Source organism: Planctomycetota bacterium (assembly GCA_035384565.1).
GTDB lineage: Bacteria > Planctomycetota > PUPC01 > DSUN01 > DSUN01 > DAOOIT01.
The window spans coordinates 177,263-197,136 of sequence record DAOOIT010000001.1; the positions used below are offsets into that span (position 1 = coordinate 177,263).

Consider the following 19,874-nt stretch of genomic DNA (forward strand, 5'->3'; position numbering starts at 1 on the left):
GTCCCAAGCCTCTTGACACCTGGCGGCAAGGCTCGCGCGAGGCCCCTCGCGGAACCGTTGCGCTCCCGCGGAATCGCCGCTCGCCCATCCTCGGGCTTCCCTGTCCCACGCGGCTGTTCAGGGCAGGCCCCTAGGGTGCCCCGGGCGGCATCCGCACGATGACCATGACCGGGTTGGACGTGCGGGTGGTCCCCTGGGCGTCCCTGCCGAGCACGGAGAAGACGTGGTAGCCGGGCGTCAGGTTCGTGGCGGTGAACTGGGCCGGCGGCGCCGTGATGGTCCCCAGCTTCCTTGCCCCGTCGTAGAACGCCAGCTCTTTCCAATTGGGGAACTTGCGGGCATCCACGACGATGGGGACATTCGCCCCCGGATCCAGGGCCGGCGTCCCGGGGCCGCAGGGGCCCGGCGAGGTGATGGCGAGCGGGTTGTCGTAGGTGGCATAGGCCCGATAGATGAAGGCGATGTCCTCGTTCTGGAGCCAGCTCGAGCGGCCGAGATCGCCCTTGAACTCCTTGGCCGGACAGATTCTCGTCAGGCCGCTCTTCCAGGTGGTGTGATCGGCTATCCAGCCGGCGGCGGGCTCGATGGGGAGGAGCTGGATGGGGCCTTTGGTCACATCCCCGTCTTTGGGATAGCGCGCACGCACAGCGGCGTCCAACAGCGGCATGCCCAGCACATCCTGCCGGTTTTGGTCATACTCGTGGCCGATGCCCTGCCGTTCCAGCCACGCGTACGTGGCGCCCTTGGGGCGGTACGGCAGGAACACTTCATCAATCCTGGCCGGCCCGGTGCTGGGATCAACATCTGGGGGAAGAGGGGCGTTGAAATGCTCCAACTCGCCCGTGATGCAGATCGAGGGGACGCTCAGCACGGCGGGGCTGGGCGGCGAAGCGAGCCTCCTCTTGAAGATGTAGGGGGCGGAGTAGCTCGCGGCCGCGATCGTCTTGTCGGGGGCGAAGACCATGAGATAGAAGGCGAACCCGCCGCCCGCGGAGAAGCCGACGCCGACGTACGGCGCGTTGGCCAGTTCAGGATGCTGGGAGGCGGCGGCGATCACTCGCATACTGTCTTCGAAAGCCTGGAAGATGCCGCGGTGTCTGGCAGAGGGCGTGTCATCGGTCTTCGGCACACTGCGTGGGGGACCGGCGGTGCTGGTGCATCCGACGAGTGCGAAGCCATGCAGATGCATGAACTGGCGGTAGTACTCGCACGTGGTCCAATCGTTCCGCGAGTCGCCCCCGGCGTAACACGCATTGACCAAGAGGCCCCGCACCGTTTTCAGCCCCTCGGGGATCACCACGCGGTAGTTTCTGGTCGCGAGGTCGTCGTAGTCGTATACCGCATACTTGCGGTCGCCCACAGTCACGGCGGATGAGGTCACGGTGGGCTTGGCTTGTGCGGTCGCTGGCGGTGCGACGGCGGGCGCAGGCGTGGCGGAGCCATTGGCGGCCGGGGCGATGCTGTCAATGAGGATGCCGTCCACGCCGTTGACCGTGCCCCGTGTGCCCTTGACCACGTACGTGCCGGTGTCGCCCTGGGAGAACCTGGCCAGCAGGTCGGGCACGTCGGCGGCGGCCTTGTCGGAGGCTTTGAGCTCATAGCGCTTGCCGTCCACGACGAGCAGGGGCCGCTTGTAGGTGCCCGTTCTCGCCGCGGTGCCTGTGAAGGTCTCGCTCTGGGCGGCGAAGGCCGCGGCCGCCAGACACGTCAGCGCCATGGCCATCAGAATGCTCTTGCACAAAGGAGCGTCTCCGCTTGCGAAGGTGGTGCCGGGCACGGGACGACCCGGGGCGATCGTCACGCACACCATACGGCATTCGTGCCCACGGCATGTCAACGCGCGGTAAGAGATTGTAAGAAACTGTCTCAGAACCCACGCGGGCTGCGTTGCCGGCGCCAGCGGGGCGGATGCAAGACGCATCGCCTCCTCTTCTCTCCTTGCCTGCGACCAGAACCGGGGGCGCCGCCTGCCCATGCTGTATCAACCCTGTGAGGGGGAGAGTGATACAGCATGGGTAGATGGGCGAGAATGGGCGATTCTCGCGGCTCCGGCCATACTCGCTCATCTGCGGGATGAGCAAGCATGGGAGGGGGGATGGCCGGAGGGCGTAAGGCGTTGCGGCATATAGGGTTATGGGGCGGTGCTCGCCGGCGCTGCCACCCCTGTCCCACGCGCCCCAGGGCGGCGACGTCGGGCTTGCTGAACCCGGAGGAGGCTTCTCTCGCGTGTTTCGGGGGCGGGTTTCCCGTCCTGATTCGCGCAGATTCGTGTGATTCGCGGTCGTGTTCTCTCCTCCCGCGGCGCGCGCTCAATCCACGAATTTGTAGCCCATGCCGTGGACGGTGAGGATGTGGGCGGGGTTGTGGGGGTCGTCTTCGAGCTTCTGGCGGAGCTTGACGACGTGGTTGTCTATGGTGCGGGTGGTGGGGTAGAGTTCGTAGCCCCACACTTCGTCGAGGATGCGGTTGCGGGCGATGGGCTCGCCCTTGTTGGTGACGAGGAGGCGCAGGATGCCGGCCTCGTAGTGGGAGAGCTCGACGGGCCGCCCGGCCTTGGTGGCGACCGACTTGCGGAAGTCGATCTTCACGTCGCCGAACTGGTAGGTCTCGATCTGCTGCGGGGGGGCGTGGCGGCGGCGCAGCACGGCCTTGATGCGGGCGAGGAGCTCGCGGATGCTGAAGGGCTTAGTGATGTAGTCGTCGGCGCCCAGCTCGAGGCCGAGCACGCGGTCCACCTCCTGGCTCTTGGCGGTGAGCATGATGATCGGGGTGTCCATGCCCTTCTGGCGGAGCTGTTTGCAGACCTCGAAGCCGTTGAGCTTGGGCAGCATGATGTCGAGCAGGATCAGGTCGGGGCAGGTGCTCATGGCGAGGTCGAGGGCGGCCTGGCCGTCCTTGGCCGTGGTCACCTGGTAGCCCTCGATCTCCAGGTTGTCCTGGAGGCCCATGAGCAGGTCGGGTTCATCTTCGACGACGAGGATTTTTTCCATTGGCAACTCCTGGTCAAACACGGCATCGCGGAGGATGAATGGATGGGTGGATGAATGGATGGATGCGAAGACGCGCTCTGGCAATCGTCCATTCCTCCATTCATCCAGTCTTTCCGTCGGTGAGCGTCTTCCTAATCGGGAGAGTGATGGTGAAGGTGGAGCCCTTGCCCTTTTCGCTGGCGACGGCGATGGTGCCGCCGTGCGCCTCGACGGAGTGTTTGACGATGGCGAGGCCGAGGCCGCTGCCGCGCGTCTCGCGCACGCGGTCGTCGCGCCCGCGGAAGAACTTCTCGAAGACCTTGTCGAGGTCGGCCTTGTCTATGCCGATGCCGTGGTCGGCGACGGCGACCTCAAGCGAGCCGTCATCCCCTGAAAACCGCGAATCGTGCGAGTCCGGCGGAGCGGAACCGCCCATTCGCTCGATTCGTTGGACTCGCGGTTTCACCTTGAGGGCGACGCGAATCCACTTCTCGCCCCCCGAGTACTTCACGGCGTTCGACAGCAGGTTCAGCAGGGCGAGGGCGATGGCGTTGCGGTCGAGCAGGGTTTCGGGCACCTCGTCCGGGATGTCAGTTTCCACGGTGAAGCCCTGCTTGTCAAGCTCGTAGCTGTAGGCGCGCAGGGTGTCGCGCACCACGTCGGCCAGGTCGTCGAGGCGCAGGTCGTAGGTCTTGCGCCCGCTCTCGATGCGCGAGAAGTCCAGCACGTTGTTGATCAGGTGCGTGAGGCGCTCGCTCTCGCGCATGATGATGCGGTAGTACTCCTGCACCTTCTCGGGGGTCTTGGCGCGGCCCATCTCGAGGGTCTCGGCGAACATGCGGATGAGGGCCAGCGGCGTCTTGAGCTCGTGCGAGACGTTCGACACGAAGTCGCTCTTGAGCTGCGAGAACTCGAGTTCGCGGGCCGTGCCGCGGAGCATGATGACGACGCCGACGATGATGGCGACGATCATCAGGAGGTTCACGGCGGGGAAGAGGAGCACGTTGTAGAAGGCGAGGCGGCGCAGCTCGGCGGGGCGGTGCTCCACGAGGCCCAGGCGCCAGGCGGGAAAGATGCCGGGGAACGGGGCGGCCGCCGTGGGTTCCCGGCCGCCGTGGCCTGCGACGACGCTGCCCTTGCGGTCGGTGACCACGAAGCCCACGCCCGGCCCGAAGGGGCTGACGCGGAGCGCCCCGGGCAGCAGCGTGGCGGTCACGTGGGCGAGGTTGATCTTGAGGCCCAGGATGCGCCGCGAGCCGTCGTCGCCCCCCACGGCCGTGTAGGCCAGCAGGTAGGGCTGGTCGGCGAACTCCTCGTCCCACAGGTGGCGGAACCCCTCTTCGCCCAGGCGCAGCGTGGGGGCCTGGAGCTCGAGGCGCGGGAGCACGACGCGCCGCACGTAGGCGAGAAAGTGGGCCCGGCTGCTGCGCTGCTTCTCCTCGTCGCGCAGGGCCGCGTAGCGGCGCGGCTCGGGCGCTGGCACGCCGGGGCCGGCCAGCAGCGGCTCGAGGTCGGCCTGCACGCGCCGCTTGAAGTAGGCGACGCGGTCGGGGTCCGCCAGGCGGGTGCGCTCGCGCACCAGGTCGGCGTAGAGGTCGAGGTAGGCGCCGATGGCCTCCTGGGTGCGGCCCAGCCTGGCCAGGGCCACCGCGATCTGGTAGCGGGCCAGCACGGCGAGCGAGGGGCTGAGCACGGCCACGTTTTCCGTGGTGAGCAGGCGGCGATGCTCGGCGATGGCCTCGTCGAGCTTGCCCGTGCGCAGGAGCAGGACGGCGATGGCCTGCGTGGCGCGGATGCGCGCGGCGGGCGACAGCGAGCGCTCGCGGTAGCGGCGCAGGCTGGCCACCTGGGCGGCGGGGTCGGGCGGCGCGGCCTCGCCGTCGGGCGGCGCCGCGGCGGCGAGGGGCGGGAGGGGCTCGGTCCACAGAAAGGTCTCGGGCAGGGGGGGCGCGGCCTCGGGCTCGTCGGGGTAGAGCATGGCGCCGCGCTGCTCGAGGGCCACGCGGCGGTCGAGCAGCCGACGCTCGTCCAGCAGGAAGACCTCCTCCACCAGCTCGGTCTCGCGGCGCGCGCGCTCGAGCGCCGGCGCGATCTGGCGGGGTTCGAGGCGGTCGGCGGCCTGGCGCAGGCGCTTCTCAGCCGCGGCCACCAGGGCCTCGATCTCCTCGGCCCGAGAGCGCGCGGCCATGGCATATTGTTCGGCCAACGACTGCTCGAGCTGGCGCTTGAGGTCCAGCGTCAGCTTCAGCCCCACCAGCGTGAGCACGAGGCTGGGCAGGATGATCGCCAGCACGGCGATGGTCACGATGCGGCGAATCGAGATGTGGGAGGTGTAACGCGGCATCGGGCCACTCGGCAGTGGGCAGTCGGCAGTCAGCAGCCGTCAGAAGCTCTTGCGCTGGAGCACGGTCTCATACGTCTCGGAGTTCCTGGCCTCGGCCGGCTCGTTGGGGTCGCCCCAGCGGATGAGCAGGGTCACCCGATAGTAGCTCGTGCCGCCGTAGAGCGGGGCGAACGTGGCCGTGTACGTGAAGCCGGGGAAATCCGGGTGCGTGGCGTCCGAGGGGGGCGCGACCGTGGGGTCGCGGGGGTCCTTCGGGTCGGCGTACTGCTTGAGGCCGGCCTGGAGCTGGTTGGCCACGGCCTCGGCCAGAAGGGCCGCGCGGCTGCGGTCCAGCGCCCGCTTGTGCGAGCGCATGCCCATGGCGAACAGGAAGAGCACCGAGGTGATGCTGATGGCGAGAATGCCGATGGCCAGCAGGATCTCGATGATGGTGAAGCCGCCGCGAGGGCGGAGTGCGGAGTGCGGAGTGCGGAATTCAGGACCCATCATCTGCGCTCATCCGGGAGTTCCGTGGTTTTCCTCTTCTCAGTCCTCTCCCATCGCATTCCGAAATCTCCAATCCGCGACAGGCTACCGCTGCCAGTGGTGGTAGGCGGGGATGCGGACGGTGAAGACGGCCACATTGCCCCGGAACACGTCGGCGCCGGCGGCGTGCGCGACGGGTCTCGTGCCGCGGCAGCCGCGTGCGGCCAGGCCGTCGCTGCCCTGGCGGGGGATGATGAACTCCGTGGGCGAGCCGATGCGGGCGTAGAAGAGCCATTCGTCGCCCACCTTGATGAAGCGGCGCGGGTCGCGCGCGAAGGCGGCCGCGGGGCGCTGCACGTCGTCGAAGCCTCGGGTGCTCAGGACGCCGAGCCGGCCCTCCGCCGCGGCGGGGAAGTCGGCGCCGATGGCCTGCGCGAGGCCGGTGGTGACGCGCTCGCCGCGGTCGGGCTCCAGCACCACGGTCACCTGCACCTGCTCGGGCAGGTAGCGGCTCGAGAGCCACTCGGCGCTGGCCGGGCGGGGGCGCCAGAGCCGCGGGTCGGGGCTGGTGTCGTCGTACTTCGTGTCGTAGCCGGGCTCGAGGTCGGGGCGGTCCTCCCAGGTGGTGGTGTCGGCGCCCCAGAAGCTCATGCCCAGGTGCAGCACGTTGGGGATGAAATCGTTGCTGCGAATCTCCTCGAGCTGCGAGACGACGTTGGGGATCGGCAGTTCGTCGGCCGCCGCCGCGGCGGGCTGGCGCAGGGGCGCCTCGAAGGCGCGGCGCAGCACGCCCAGCCCCGGCTTGCCCAGGCTGGAGTGATAGGGCTGGATGCGATAGACCACCTGCGCGCGGCCGGCCAGCGGGCGGTGGCTCTCGTCGATCTGCTTGTTGTCGTTGTCGTCGGCGTAGTTGAGGTACTCGGGCGAGGCGGGCGAGCCGGCGGTCTTGAGGGCGGCCTGCTCGACCTCGGGCGGCAGGGTGCGGGTGAAGGTGATGATCTGCGCGCCATCCCTCACGAACGCCGCGAAGGTGGGCCGGGGCTGCTGGGGCAGCGCGGCGGGGTCGCGGTAGCAATCGAGGAGGAGCACGGGCCGGCCCCCGGCGCGCATCGCGTCGCTGCGGAGGAACTGGGCGCGGTCCGAGAGCTCGGCCTTGATGAACACGATGTCGCCGCCCTGGACGGCGGGCGAGATGTCGGCCTCGCCGCCGCCCATGCCCTCGGTGGGGAGGTCGGCGAAGAGCCGCCAGCTCGTGTCGTCGGGGGCCGCGGGATCGCCGGCCGGGGGCGCCAGGGTGGGGTCGTTGCGGCCCACGAACACCTGCGCGGTCGCGGCGGGGTCGCGCCAGAGCGCGTCGGTGCGGGCCTGGAGCAGGGCAGCGCCGATGCGGAAGGGCACGCGGATGCGCAGCACCACCGTGCCCGGGCCGGCGAAGCAGGTGAGCAGGCGGCCGTCGGTGGTGTCGGACGTCACGTCCTTGACCGTGGAGAGGGCCGTGTCGAGGATGGCGCAGGGGTCGCCCGGCACGGTGGAGAGGTCGTAGAGGGTGTCGAGGGCGAAATGGAAGTCGGGCGCGGGCGGCGGGTCGAGCACGGCGGCGGCCAGGTCGTCGGCGATCTGGCGCTGGAGGGCCTGGAGCTTCTCGTTGGTGAGGCGGCCCGCCTCGCCGCGGCGCCAGGCGTCCACGGCGGCCGACATCAGGCCCACGAGCGCGGTGCCGAGGATGACGAAGACGCCCATCGCCACGAGGATTTCGACGAGGGTGAAGCCGCCGCGAGTGCGGAGTGCGGACTGCGGAGTATGGGAGTCAGAGTTCTTCATCCGTGCCCATCCGTCCAGGCCGTGGTTGGCTTCTCTATAGTCCGCACTCTGGAGTCCCCAATCCGCAATCTCAGTACGGCATCTCCCTGTGTTCCATCACGTGGGTCGGGGCCTTGTAGCGGAGCGTAATGGAGTCCACCCACGGCGTGCGCCAGGGGACGTTGTAGTTGGGTGCGGCGCCCTCGGCGGCCTTGTAGTCATTGTACTTGAAGTAGACGCGGAGGCGAATGCGGTCGCCGTACTGGCCGAGGGGGGTGCTGTCGTTGCGTGCGTTGATGTAGTTGTGGGCCGTCGGGTCATCGAAGAGGTAGATGACGGGCTTCTTGAGGCGATAGCCGGGCGGGTCGTAGACGGCGTCGGTGCGCGAGGGCACGGCGCTCCAGAGGACCGGCTGCGCGACGGGCTTGCCCGTGGCCGGGTCGGCGGCCGCATCGTCCCAGGCCGGCGCGTTGTCCACCTGGGCCATCACCTGGATGTCCCACGGGTCGTCGGGGTCGAGGGGCTTGTCGTTGACGATCGTGCCCGTGGCCGGGTCGTACTGGGCCTCGGTCCACTTCACCTGGGTCCACAGCGCGCCGGGCAGGGAGCAGGCGAACTCCCAGTAGCCCACGGGCGTGGCGGCGCGGTGGGGGGTGAACTCGCCGGTATGCGAGAGGGGATAGCGGTCGTGGAAGCGGGCCTCGCGCAGACGCACGATGCGGCGGCCGAGGGCGCCGGCCGCGTCGGCGTAATAGGCCGGCTCCTCCTCCGTGAAGTCCACCGCGCTCACGGCATTGGTTGCGCCGGGCGTGAGGTAGTCCTCCCGCGGGGTGCCGAAGCGCTGGCGGAGGAGCTTGATACCGGTGAGGAGGGGCATGTCCTGGTAGTCCCAGGTCCCCGTGGCGGCATCGTAGGTGCCGGGCAGGGGCACCTTGCCGGTCCAGATCGGGGTGTTGCCGTTGCGGTCCTGCGCGTAGCCGACGATTTCGTTGCCGATCTGCACGTAGCCCTCGGCGGGGAAGTTGTCGTGGTGTTCGACCACGATGCCGTACTCGTATTCGGGCTTCGAGAGGTCGAAGGCGGGGTCGTTGTCGGGCAGGACCTTGATCTTGCCGTCCTCGAGGAGCAGGCGGCCGGCCTCGTCGCGCTGGAGCTTGACCATGGGGCGCGGGGCGAGGCTGGTGTGGATGTGGTCGAGGGGGTTCACGCGGGCGCCGAGGGCGTGGCTGTCGGGCGTGGTGCCCAGGCAGCCGCGCTCGAGGATGAGCAGCTCGACGCTGATGATGCTGACGCTGGCGCTGCTGGACCTTCCGTTGGGGTCGAGGAACCAGCTCGTGGTCGCGGGGTCGTACATCTGGATATCCTGGGCCGTGGAGTTGAGGATGCCGCGGTGGGTGAGGGTGATCTCGAGGGCGTTCTTGCTCGTGTCGTAGCGCTTGCCGCTGAAGAAGACGCGCTCTTCGGCATTGATGTAGTGGTTGCCGTAGATGATCTTGCCGTCGGCGCTCCGCACCTCCTGGCCGGCCTGGAGGTCCTGGTTGATCGCGTCCCACGTGACGCCGTAGGTGGTCATGATGTCGCGGATGCGGTTCCAGTAGTCGAGGTTGGCCCAGGAGTTGTGGATGGTGAGGTAGCCCATGTCGGGGAAGTCCTTGGCCTCGTCCTCGGTGAGGTCGAGATAGAGCTTCGTGTCGTCCTTCTTCGCCACGACCACCAGGTCGTTGGCGAAGGGGAGGGGGTTGCCGTCGTTGTCGAGGGGGCGGATGAACTTGATGGGGGCCGAGGTGCGGCCGACGGGGCGGCGGTACATGACGCGGTAATACATCACCTCGTCGTCCATCTTCAGGTAGCCCTCGAGGGGCCAGGAGCCCACGTGGCCGTTGGAGTGGAAGCGGAAGGGCTCGGTCGCGTCGCGCGGCACCACGTCCTCGAGGTTGCCGATGCGCAGGTAGAAGGGCGGGGTGTAGCCGGCGGGCAGGCCGCTGAAGTCGCGCACGTGCTTCGCGCCGTCGGGCGCGCCGCCGGCGGAGGCCGGCTTGCAGTCCCACAGCCGTGCGACGCCGTAGGGGGCCTGGTAGATCTTCACCTCGTCGAAGGTGGCGTTGGCGGGGCGCTCGGGCTCGCCCGTGCTCGGGCCGCCGCCGTCGGTGGCCGGCGCGCCCTTGTCGCCGTCCTTGTACATCGTGTCGCTGCCGAGGTAGAAGTGCTTGTCGGGCTCGATGGGCAGGCCCGAGGGGAACTTGATGAGCCGCGGGCGGTTGACGTAGGAGAAGACGTGCGCCGGCGGCGGGGCGATGGACTCGCGGAAGGCGAACATGTTGCCCCGGCCGTGGTGCACCCAGTGGTCCTCGCGCTGGCCGGTGTTGTCGGTGAGCGTGACCTCGTCGTGCACGCCCTTCTCGAGGTCCATGTACCGCTCGACGAGGTCGTTGCCGAGCACGCGGAGGTAGCCGGAGCAGAAGAACACGGGCATGACCTTGGAGGCGGGCGCGGCGGGGAAGGCGAAGGGGGCGGGCGGGTCGGTCGTCTTGTCGCCCGTGCCGGCCGCGGCGCGGGTGATGTCGTAGAGGAACTTGCCGGCGAGGAGCTTCTCCTCGACGTCGTCCTGGCCGACGGGCACGGGCGGGTGCGGGAAGCGCGGGTAAGTGAACTGAATCCACTCGAAGGGCTGGTTGACGTCGAGGGCGTTGGGCTCAGCGGCGCTGCGGAAGCCGATCTGGAAAATGCCGCGGCCCTTGCGGTCGCGCAGCTCGTCCACCGTGGCGTCGGTGCCCACGAGGTCGTGGGTGATGGTCTGGATGCCGCGGTGGCCGCGGGCGAGGTCGTGGTTGCTGGAGAGCTTGAGGCAGTTGAAGCGCAGCTTGGCGCCCTCGACGATGGGCTTCTCGGCGGTGTCGAAGCAGGCGCGGCGGCCGGTGTAGTTCGCGGGGTCGTTGAAACCCGCGACGTAGCCGATGTACCAGGCGATCCGGCGCTTCTGGTCGTCGGTCTTCGTCGGGTCGGCGGCATCGTCGGGGTGATAGCGCCAGACGAGCACGACGCCGGCTTTGCCGAACTTGACGGCCTCGCCGGCGTCGGCGGCGTCGGGGTTGGCCTCGACTTTGAAGAAGCCGAAGCCGTCGGTGGTGTCCTCGATGAGGCGCTTGGCGATGGTGGGGCGCTGGGTCGTGCACGTGAGCATCGAGAGGAGACCCGGGTCGGCGGCCACGGCGTCGAATCGCGCCGCGTCGTCGGCCAGGGCTCCGCCATCCTCGACCGAGGGCACGATCCACTTCTCGCTGGCGGCGAGGGGCAGCCAGTCGCCCGAGGGAATCGTGTTGTCGGGCGCGCCGCCCAGGGTGGCGGCCTGGTACGAGCTGGAGAACTGGTCCCAGTAGTTCGTGGTGCCGACGGCGGTAGTGGCGGCGGGGGCGGCGACGCCGGCGGGATTCGTCTCGTCGCCGTCGGTGACGGTGACCTGGGGATAGCCCGTCGGGCCGTTGCCGGCGGGCAGGGCGTGGAGCAGGGCCGGCTCCTGGCTCGCGTCCATCATGTTGTCGAGCAGGTGCTCGATGTCGCCCTCGCCCCACTCGTCGCTGTCCTTGTGCACGTAGTCCACATAGCCGTGCAGCTCGATGCGGGTGCCGTCGGGGTGGGAGAGGGCCTTGGTGCCGCGCGAGCCGCGGCCGACGGGGGCGCTGGTGGCGTCGGTGAGGATGGTGAGGGCGTTGCCGGCGATGCCGGTGTACTCGATGATCTCGCCGCCCAGGATGGCCGCGCCGGCGACCGGCCAGGGCTGATGGCGGAAGGGGCTGGTCGGGTTCGGGTCGCTCGTGCCCGTGCCGGTGCAGGGGATGCTGGCGGCGGTGTCGAGCACGCCCGTGGTGCGGGCGACGGGGAAGTAGCTGCCCACGCTGCGGCCGTTGATGAGCAGGGCCATCTCGTTGTAGCGGATGCCCTTGACGATGGCAACCAGGTGGTACCAGCGCTCGGGCAGCATGGGGAACCACTCGTGCGCGAGCAGGCCGGCGGGCGCCGACGAGTCGCCCGTGATGCGGCAGCGCACCTGGGCGGCGATGGGCTGGTTGGTCGAGTCGGCCACGTGCAGCACCAGGTCGCCGCTGGCCGAATCGCGGCCGTAGTAGACGAGCGCCAGGCGGTTGCTGAACGGCTGCTGGCCGAGGTCGAAGAGCACGCGGTCGCGCGAGTAGTCGAACTTCGCGCTGCCCGAGGCGCCGGGGTCGGCGTCGAACTTCACCCACGTTTCGAGGATGAGCGGCAGCACCACGTTATCGCCGCTGTGGGCGATGTTGTTGGCGTCAATGGGCTTGCCGTCGGCGTCCTTCGCGCCGTCCACGCGGGCGGGGTAGACGAGGGTGCGGGTCTCGGCGGACCCGTCGGCCAGGGTGGCCCGGCCGATGTGGATGCCCTCGGGGCTGAGGTCCGTGTCGTCGCCGGGGTCCTTCTTCACGGTCGTCAGGTCGGCGAAGGGCTGGGGCCACACGGAGTCGCGTCCGCCGTCCCGCCCGCCCCAGAGGGCTTTCTCGAGGAGGGGGCCGTTGAAGCGGGCGACGAAGCGCGCGGCCACGTGGGCCGGGTCGGCGGGGTCGTACTCGACGAGCGGCAGCCCCAGCCGGCCGTGGCGGGCGACGGCGCTGGTGGGCACCTCGGTCTGCTTGGGCGCCACGTCGGCCACCTGGGTGGGGTTGGGCCAGGTGGCCAGGCGGCGGGCGAGGCCGGCCTGGAGGGGCCGCTCGAACTCCTCCTGGCTGTCAATCTTGATCTCGAGGTCCACGCACGGGGCCACCTGGGCGACCTCGCGCACAGTGTAGCGGGCCAGCTCGCGGCCGTCGGCCGCGTTCATCACGCCCGTGGCCTCGAGGGTGTAGATGTTGAACGAGTGGCAGCAGAGGGGGGCGGTGGTGGTGCTCGTGTCGAGCACGGCGGCGTTGCGGGGGTTGATGGCGGCGGCCAGGATGGCCGCCTTGCTGTCGGGCGTGAGCTTGTCTTCCTTCACCAGCTCGTCGAGCACGCCGGCCAGGTCGTGCTCGATGTCGGTGAAGAGCAGGCGCACCTCGACCGGCGGGTCGGCCCTGCGGTCGCGGTCCACCCGCGCAGCGAGAGGGTGCGAGGGGTCCTTGTCGTCGAACCACACGGTCAGGCCCGAGGCGGTCTTGGCGTTGTAGCGGACGGCATCGCCCTCGACCGAGATCCAGTAGCCGTCGCCCGGGGCGGGGGTGGGGAAGTCCGCGGTGCTCTGGAGGGTGACTTCGGCGGCGTTGACGCTGAGGTCGGCGGCCAGCGTGGTGAAGACGCGCAGGCGGCGGATGAGGGCCTCGAAGTCGTCGGTCACCGTCTTGTCCACGGTGCCGTCGCCGTCGGTGTCGAAGCTCTGGGTGGCGTAGCCCACGCCCTTGTGCTGGTCGGCGGCGCGGTCGGGCTGGTGCAGGCGGAGGCCGCGCAGCAGGGCGCGGAGCACCTCCTCGCGGCACGTGTTGAGGTTCACGGGGTGTTGCGGGGGGGAGCCGGCCGCCGCGTCGCCCACGAGCGGGGCCGAGTGGAGCGTGAGGAAGCGGACGATGCGCTGGAACTCGGCCTCGGAGAGGAGCGTGCTGGCCTGACGGGCCTGGGGGAAGCTGGTGAAGGGGGGCCGGCCGATGGGGTCGGCGGGGTTGCGCCACAGCTCGTCGGCGATCTTCTCGGCGCGCGTGTTCCCGGGATTCGCCGGGTCGAGTGTTTCGCCCGTGATCAGGGCCAGAAGGTTGGCCAGGAGGGGGCGAGGGGCGCTGTTGAGGTGAATCTTCGCCTGCTCGTCCTCGGCGCGGGCGCTCCACATGGCGCCGGCGGGGTTGGCCAGCACGATGCCGCCGGGCGGGTCGTCGAGGAGGCTCACGCGCAGCTCGCCAAGACAATCCACATAGGGCGAGTTGTAGACGGTGGGCGGTGGGGTGCGGGTGGGGTCGGCCTCGATGCGCTCGTAGAACTCGTGGGACCGTTCGAGCTGGGCCTTGGCGAGGTTGAGGGCGCCGAGGGCGACCAGGCGCGCCTGGGTGCGCGCGGCGAAGTTGATGCTCGTCAGCTCGGCCTGCCGCATCGAGATGGCGAAGGGGGCGCCGATGATCACCAGGCCCACGAGCACGAGCACGACCATGAGGATGGCGAAGCCGCGCTCGCGCGAGGAAAGGGAAGCGCGTCCGACGAGTCCGACAAGTCGGACAGGGCGGACAAGTTGGATAGGTCGGGCAGGTCGGGCAGGTCTTGCGGGGCTCATTCCTGTGTCCTCGGGCGGGCCGCTAGTCGGCCGGCGGCTCGCCGTTGAAAACCTCGACGGACCCCAGCCAGGTGATGCGCACGGTGCGCAGCAGGCGGTCCTCGGCCGACACCACGCGGAAGAACACGGGGCCGGTGTGCTGCGCGGGGTCGAGCTTGCCCTCGCGGTCGAAGTGCACCCGCCCGTCGCGGCTGCCGCCGGGGTCGAACGCCACCTCGGTGTTGCTGGGGATTCTGTGGACTTCCCCCGCCACGAGGCCGGCGATCTTGAGTTCGTCAATCCGCCCCTTGAAGTGATTCGCGCCATCGCTCCCGATGGTCAGGGGCTGCGTATTGGGCACGAGCAGCAGCGTGTTCCCCACGTCGGGGGGCCTCGGCGGCTCGGCCTCCTCGCTGTTGACCCGCAGGAGGAAGCGGGCCTGGCTGTCGCCCGCGCTGTCCTTGCCGTCGCGGGCGTAGGCCAGCCCCACGTGAGTCCACTCGCCGGCGGGGATGGGGACCTCGCGGCTGGCAACGGTCAGCTCGTGGGCGCTGCCGCCCAGGTCCACCCTCACGGCGCCCTGAAGGCTGAACGTGTTGTCGCCGTCGTAGACGAGCTCGAGACGGTAGCTGGAGGCGGCCCGGGCATCCTTGCAGGCGATGGGCAGAATGGCGCCGCTCGAGAGGCCGGCCGCGTCGGGCCACACGTAGGCCTCGATGAACACGCCCTCGCGCAGGCCGTCGAGATAGGGGCTGGTGACCTGGAGGCTCGTGGTTGCGCCGTCCAGCAGCAGCGCCGTGCCAATGCGCCCGGGCGCCGGCGTGGGCGAGCCGGTGGCCGTGGCCTCCTGCCCCAGGGCGCCCAGCACTTTGCTGCCCGCGAACTGCGAGGGGCTCTCGAAGTGCCAGTGGCTCACGGTCTGGCGGCTCAGGGCGTAGAGGAGGCCGATCTGCTTCGGCTCGTCGGCGCGCGGCTCGGCCACGACGACGGCGGGCCCCCGCTCGTGGATGGCGGCGTGGCGGGCCGCGCGGAGCACGGTCTCGATGCTCGACGTGGCGGCCTGGAGCGCGAAGCCGCGGTTCATGCGCCAGTACACGCCGACCCCGCCGAGCATGAGGATCGCCACGACCGACATGGCGACGAGGAGTTCGACCAGGGTCATTGCGGATGGCGGATGGCGGATGGCAGATCGCCCAATGGCCATTGTGGGCCTCGTCATTTCGCCACGAAGTTCGCCAGGTCGTCGGCGCCCAGGGCCTCGCCGCGGCCCTGGTCGTTGGTCTCGTTCGGGCCGCACGACCAGAGCTGGAAGCGCCCGAAGTTGCAGTAGTCGCCGCCCGCGGCCCGGGCCGGCCGCACGGCCCGGTCGCCCAGGACGTCGTAGTCGTGCACCGTGGCGTCGCGCATCGCGGCGGTGTCGAAGTAGATGAACGGGCGCTCCCACTCGTCGAGGAGCAGGGGCATGCGAATCTCGCCGTCGTCGTAGAAGGCCGAGGGCAGATAGGGCGCGCTGCGCCCGCCCTTGGCGTTGAGCAGCACGACGAGCGAGCGGTTGCCTCGGTTGGTGCCGACCACGTGCTCGGACGGGGGGTAGAGGCCGAAGTCGTTCTGGTAGGCGTCAATGCCGCTGGCGATGGCCTCCAGGGTGGCCTGGGTGCGGCGGACCTTCTGGTTGCGGCGGATGGCGTTGAAGGCGGGGAACAGAAGGGCCACGAGCAGTGTGACAATGCCCATGACCACCAGCATCTCAACCAGGGTAAAGGCGGCCGCGTGTCGGGACGGTGCGGGACCTCGTGCGAGCATGGGCACAGTATCCTCCGGGGCGAACGCAGGCGGACCCTCTCCTCACAGGCATGCTACTCGCGTGCCCCCTGCGCCTTGTCAATGGCTTGTAAGCGAATTGTAAATAATTGTAAGCGCGATGCGTTGGCGGGGCGTGCCGCCGCCGTTCCCGCCCGTTCCGGCCCTCCCGGGCCGGCGGCGTCAGAAGAAGAGGAACGACTTGCCCGAGCGCACGCGGAAGAAGGCGATGTTCGAGTAGACGCGCCCCGTCCACACCGGGACGTAGGCGGCCTCGTCGCCCAGGGCCTTGACCTTGTCGGCGGTGAGCTCGGGGGAGAGGATCACGCGGGCGGAGTCCTGGGTGACCTCGTAGGTGACGACGAAGAAGTGGTCGCCCGGGGGCAGCCACTGGCGGGCCGGCGCGAACTCGAAGCGTCGTCCGATGAAGCCCGCCGGGGGCAGGGTGATGTGGTGGTAGAGGTTGAAGCGCTTCTCGGGCGGCACGGCGAACCTCTGGCTGGTGTAGTGGGCCCGGCCCGTGTAGACGTCGTAGGCGTAGAACTTGAAGAGCCATTCGGCAGTCTCGCCTTGCGGGTTGGTGGCCACCGGCTCGAAGTAGACGGTGAGGTCGCGCGGCTTGTGGCCCCAGCCGCGCCGCAGGCCGGTCGCGTTCACGAGCTCCACGTCCAGAGCGATCGGCTCGTCCATCGTGTAGACGGGCTTGTCCGTCCGGGCGACGAGGCGCAGGCCCTCGTGGGGCTGCGAGAGGCGGGCCGAGAGATCGCGGAGTTTCTCCTCGCGCGAGGCCTGCTTGGCCGCCCGGTCGTCGTCGCCCACGATGTCGAGCCCGAACCAGCCCAGGAAGAAGTCGGGGATGTCCTTATAGTTGATGTTCCCGGTCACGCCGAGGAAGCCCAGGTGCAGGTAGTGGGTGCACTGCGGGCGGTAGACGGGCTTCCCCTCGGCGTCGGTGTTGAGGCCCAGGAGGCCGATCTTGTAGTCGCCGCCTGTCTCGCCGCCCTCGTCGTTGGGGTTGCCCCAGGTCACTTTCTCGTGGCCGGCGACGATCAGGCCCAAGGCGTCCTGGTGGTGCTCCACGATCCCGAACTTGCCGCCGCCGATCCCCGCGTAGTAGCCGTCCACCTTGGCCCCGCCGACGGGCACCGTGAAGGGGCAGTTGGCGTAGAGGCCGAACTGCGGCTTGAGTGAGAACGTGAGGCCGATGTCGAACATGTCCAGGGCGTCCTGGCCGCGGTTGCGCAGGTATGTGAGGGCGCACCCCTGCGTGGCGGCGGCGGCCGCCAGGAGGCCCAGTGCCCCCAGGGCTCGGCGTACTGTTGTGGGAAACCGCATGCGTCCTGCCTCGAAGGGGGCCGCGGGCCGTCGCCCGGCCACGTGGCCCGTATCCTCCAGGGTAGACTCCCGGGCGTCGAAAGTCAACCGCCTGGGTGTTCGGCCAGCGGTCAGCGGCTCTCCACGGCGCCGAGGTCGGCGGCCGCGCCCACGTAGCGGGCGTTGCCGTAGTGGTCCTTCGCGATGTAGGGGATTCGTCCCGTCGCGGCGTCGCGTGCAGGGCTTCGCTCGCCGGGGGCGAAGGTCTCAGTGTCCACCAGTCCCGCCTCGGCCCAGGTGCGGCACACGAGGTTGTTCTCGACCACGAGGCCCTTCTGCGGGCCTGCGCCCAAGTGGTAGACGTAGTCGCGCTTCGGGTCGAACGGCGCGTCGGCTTCCGGCTCGATGACGAGGTTGTGCTTGACCGTGACATTGGGGCCATAGATGTCCGCGAGCACGCCGCAATAGGGGTCGCCGCTGTCGGCGGCCCGCCGCGACCGGTAAAGGGTGTTGAAGCAGACCTCCGAGGCCGCGTGCGAGAAGTAACCGCGCGAGGCATCAATGTCGGCCTGCTTCACGCGGTTGTGCTCGTACATGGGGTACTTGCGCTTCTCCCAACTGATGTTGTTGTAGAAGCGGCACACGGCCTCGGGGCCGTCGTAGCCCAGGGCGTTGAGCTTCATGGGGAACATCCGCACGTCGTTGGCCCACTGGCGGGTGAAGCGGTTGCCGGAGACGGTGAAGGTGCCCGAGCCGCCGATGCAGATGTTGTGGCCGATGGGCGAACGGGCCATGCCCATGTCGCTGAAGGAGCAGCCGTGGACGCGCAGGTTGAAGCACTTGTCGAGGGCGATGGCGCCGAACGCCTGCTCGGCATTGTCGAACCGGCGGAAGGTGCAGCCCACGATCTCGAAGTCGAGGGCGACCGACCGCATCGCCGCGATATTGTAATCGGTGTTCGTGATCGCGTGGCCGTTCACCTTGCCGTCAACCGTCACGTTCTCCCACCTGAAGTCGTGGAACGTGCTCTCGCGCGTGCCGTCGAAGACCTTCCTCGGGTCGTAGACGTGGAAGCAATAGCCCGAGGCATCCTTGATGACGAAGTCCTTGAAGGTAACGTGATGGCTGTTGCCCGCGATTCGCATGCAGGTGCTGTTGTAGCCGATGTAGCGGAAGCCCTCGAAGCGCACGTGGGCGAGGTTGGCGAAGTCGTTGGGCTGCGGCGTGGCCGTGGTGAAGTGGGCCTCGGGGTCGCACGTCACCGTGATGGGGGCCTCGGCCGTGCCGGTGAGATTGCCAAGCGCGAGGCCGCTGTACCTGCCGGCGGCAATGTAGAGCGTGTCGCCCGGCCGCAGCTTCAGCGTCGCCTGCGCGTCAGGGTAACTCAAGTGCCCCGAGCCGGCGCCGATGGTGACGCGCCGGGGGGTGGCCGCCCCGCCCTCGCTTGGCACGAAGAGAAATGGCACAAGCGCGGCCAGCAAAATACAGCCCGGAGCTCTTGCTGTCATGCCCGCTCTCCGCTGTGGGGTCTCACACTCGCAACTGCGTGTATTATACGCACTTGGCGCCGGCTCACAACGCACCTTGACGCGATGGCCCGAGAGAGCATAATGTCCGTGGCCGTCCGTGTATATCCGTGCCATGCCGGCGAGGGCCATTCATGGTGACGCGGTTCTGCTCCATCGTGCTGGCGATGGCCACGGTGCCCGCCTGGGCCGAGGTCGTCGGCTGGCGCTCGGCCAACGCCACCTACCCCGACGCCGCGCCGCCGCTGGAGTGGGGCGCCGAAGGAAAGCCGAGCATTCGCTGGAAGACCCAGGTGGGCAGGAGCTACTCGTCGCCCATCGTAGTCGGCGGCAAGGTGTTCGTCACCGCCGAGCCCGACTGGCTCGTTTGCCTGGACGCGGCGAGTGGGCGGGTGCTGTGGAAGGCGTCGAACGGCTTCGGCGACCTGCCCGCTGGGCTCCAGGCCAAGGAGCGGCGGATAAAGACCAACGCCGGCAACACGGCGGCCACGCCCACGAGCGACGGCGAGCGGGTGTGGGCCGTGTTCGCCAGCGGCATCGTGGCCTGCTACGACGCGAACGGCCAGCGCCAGTGGATGCAGCACTTCGACCTGCCGCAGGAGCTGGAGTTCGCCCGCAGCGCCTCGCCCGTCCTCGCGGGCGAACGGCTGCTCGTGATGATCGGCCACCTGTTTGCCCTCGAGGCGAAGACGGGCAGGCTGCTCTGGAAGGCCGAGGACGTGAAGGAAACGTACGGCTCGCCAGCCGTGGCGGATGTGGGCGGGGGCTCTGTCCCCCGCGCAAAGGAGTGGGAGAAGACGCGGGGCGCGGAGGCCCCGCCCACAGCACGGAAGGTTGGCGATGCCGAGGTCGCCATCACATCCAGCGGCTACGCCGTGCGCCTGGCCGACGGCAAGGCGCTGGCGAGCGAGCTCGGCGAGCTGAAGTACGCCACGCCACTCGTGCACGCGGGCGCGGTGTACTTCGTGGGCTACAACTCGCGCGCCCTGCACCTCTCGGGCGTGGCGGGCGACAAGCTCGAGGCCAAGGAGCTGTGGACGGCCGAGCTGGAGGGCGATTTCTTCTCGTCGCCCCTCCTGCACGACGGGCTGCTCTACACGGTGAACGACTTCGGCACGCTCTACGTGCTCGATGCGAAGACGGGCAAGACCGTGGCCGAGCGAGAGCTGGACATTCCGAACGCGAGCGGCAAGCCTGGCGTGCTGCCCGCTCATATCTACCCCAGCATCGTGCTCGCGGGCAAGCACCTGTTCGTCTTCAACGATGTTGGCACGTGCCTCATCCTTGCGCCTGGCCGCGACCCGAAGCCGGTGGGCCGCAACTCGCTGCCCGAGGGCGCCCCCGGCACGCCCGTGTTCGCCGGCAAACACATCTTCGTCCGAGGCGGGGAGAACCTCTACTGCATCGGTGAGTAAGGAGCAACGAAC

General features: G+C 69.2%; 11 protein-coding genes. 1 reads left to right on the top strand and 10 read right to left on the bottom strand.

Going from position 1 to position 19,874, the window contains the following annotated elements; genetic code table 11:
• Positions 1-130 precede the first annotated feature (130 nt).
• From PLE19_00570 to PLE19_00615, 10 genes are all read right to left on the bottom strand, one after another.
• Complete coding sequence (locus tag PLE19_00570; protein ID HPD13409.1) at positions 131-1,741, bottom strand: hypothetical protein; 1,611 nt, start codon at positions 1,739-1,741, stop codon at positions 131-133.
• Between the two features lie 568 nt (positions 1,742-2,309).
• A complete protein-coding gene (locus PLE19_00575; protein ID HPD13410.1) occupies positions 2,310-2,990 on the bottom strand; it encodes a response regulator transcription factor in 681 nt (226 codons plus the stop codon).
• A 100-nt stretch (positions 2,991-3,090) separates the two neighbouring features.
• Positions 3,091-5,313: an ATP-binding protein gene (locus tag PLE19_00580; protein ID HPD13411.1), complete on the bottom strand. Its 2,223-nt coding sequence runs from the start codon at positions 5,311-5,313 to the stop codon at positions 3,091-3,093.
• Positions 5,314-5,352: 39 nt separating this feature from the next.
• On the bottom strand, positions 5,353-5,799 hold the full coding sequence (locus PLE19_00585) for a hypothetical protein (protein HPD13412.1): 447 nt from the start codon (positions 5,797-5,799) through the stop codon (positions 5,353-5,355).
• Positions 5,800-5,883: 84 nt separating this feature from the next.
• Positions 5,884-7,599 (bottom strand): type II secretion system protein, encoded by a 1,716-nt coding sequence (locus tag PLE19_00590; protein HPD13413.1) that lies wholly within the window; start codon positions 7,597-7,599, stop codon positions 5,884-5,886.
• 70 nt (positions 7,600-7,669) lie between these two features.
• Positions 7,670-13,708 (bottom strand): type II secretion system protein GspK, encoded by a 6,039-nt coding sequence (locus tag PLE19_00595; protein HPD13414.1) that lies wholly within the window; start codon positions 13,706-13,708, stop codon positions 7,670-7,672.
• Between the two features lie 142 nt (positions 13,709-13,850).
• Positions 13,851-15,011 (bottom strand): prepilin-type N-terminal cleavage/methylation domain-containing protein, encoded by a 1,161-nt coding sequence (locus tag PLE19_00600; GenBank protein ID HPD13415.1) that lies wholly within the window; start codon positions 15,009-15,011, stop codon positions 13,851-13,853.
• Positions 15,012-15,022: 11 nt separating this feature from the next.
• A complete protein-coding gene (locus PLE19_00605; GenBank protein HPD13416.1) occupies positions 15,023-15,610 on the bottom strand; it encodes a prepilin-type N-terminal cleavage/methylation domain-containing protein in 588 nt (195 codons plus the stop codon).
• 180 nt (positions 15,611-15,790) lie between these two features.
• On the bottom strand, positions 15,791-16,942 hold the full coding sequence (locus PLE19_00610) for a hypothetical protein (protein HPD13417.1): 1,152 nt from the start codon (positions 16,940-16,942) through the stop codon (positions 15,791-15,793).
• A 110-nt stretch (positions 16,943-17,052) separates the two neighbouring features.
• Positions 17,053-18,429 (bottom strand): choice-of-anchor Q domain-containing protein, encoded by a 1,377-nt coding sequence (locus PLE19_00615; protein HPD13418.1) that lies wholly within the window; start codon positions 18,427-18,429, stop codon positions 17,053-17,055.
• 152 nt (positions 18,430-18,581) lie between these two features.
• Between PLE19_00615 and PLE19_00620 the strand changes: the two genes are divergently transcribed.
• On the top strand, positions 18,582-19,862 hold the full coding sequence (locus PLE19_00620) for a PQQ-binding-like beta-propeller repeat protein (protein ID HPD13419.1): 1,281 nt from the start codon (positions 18,582-18,584) through the stop codon (positions 19,860-19,862).
• Positions 19,863-19,874: the final 12 nt, after the last annotated feature.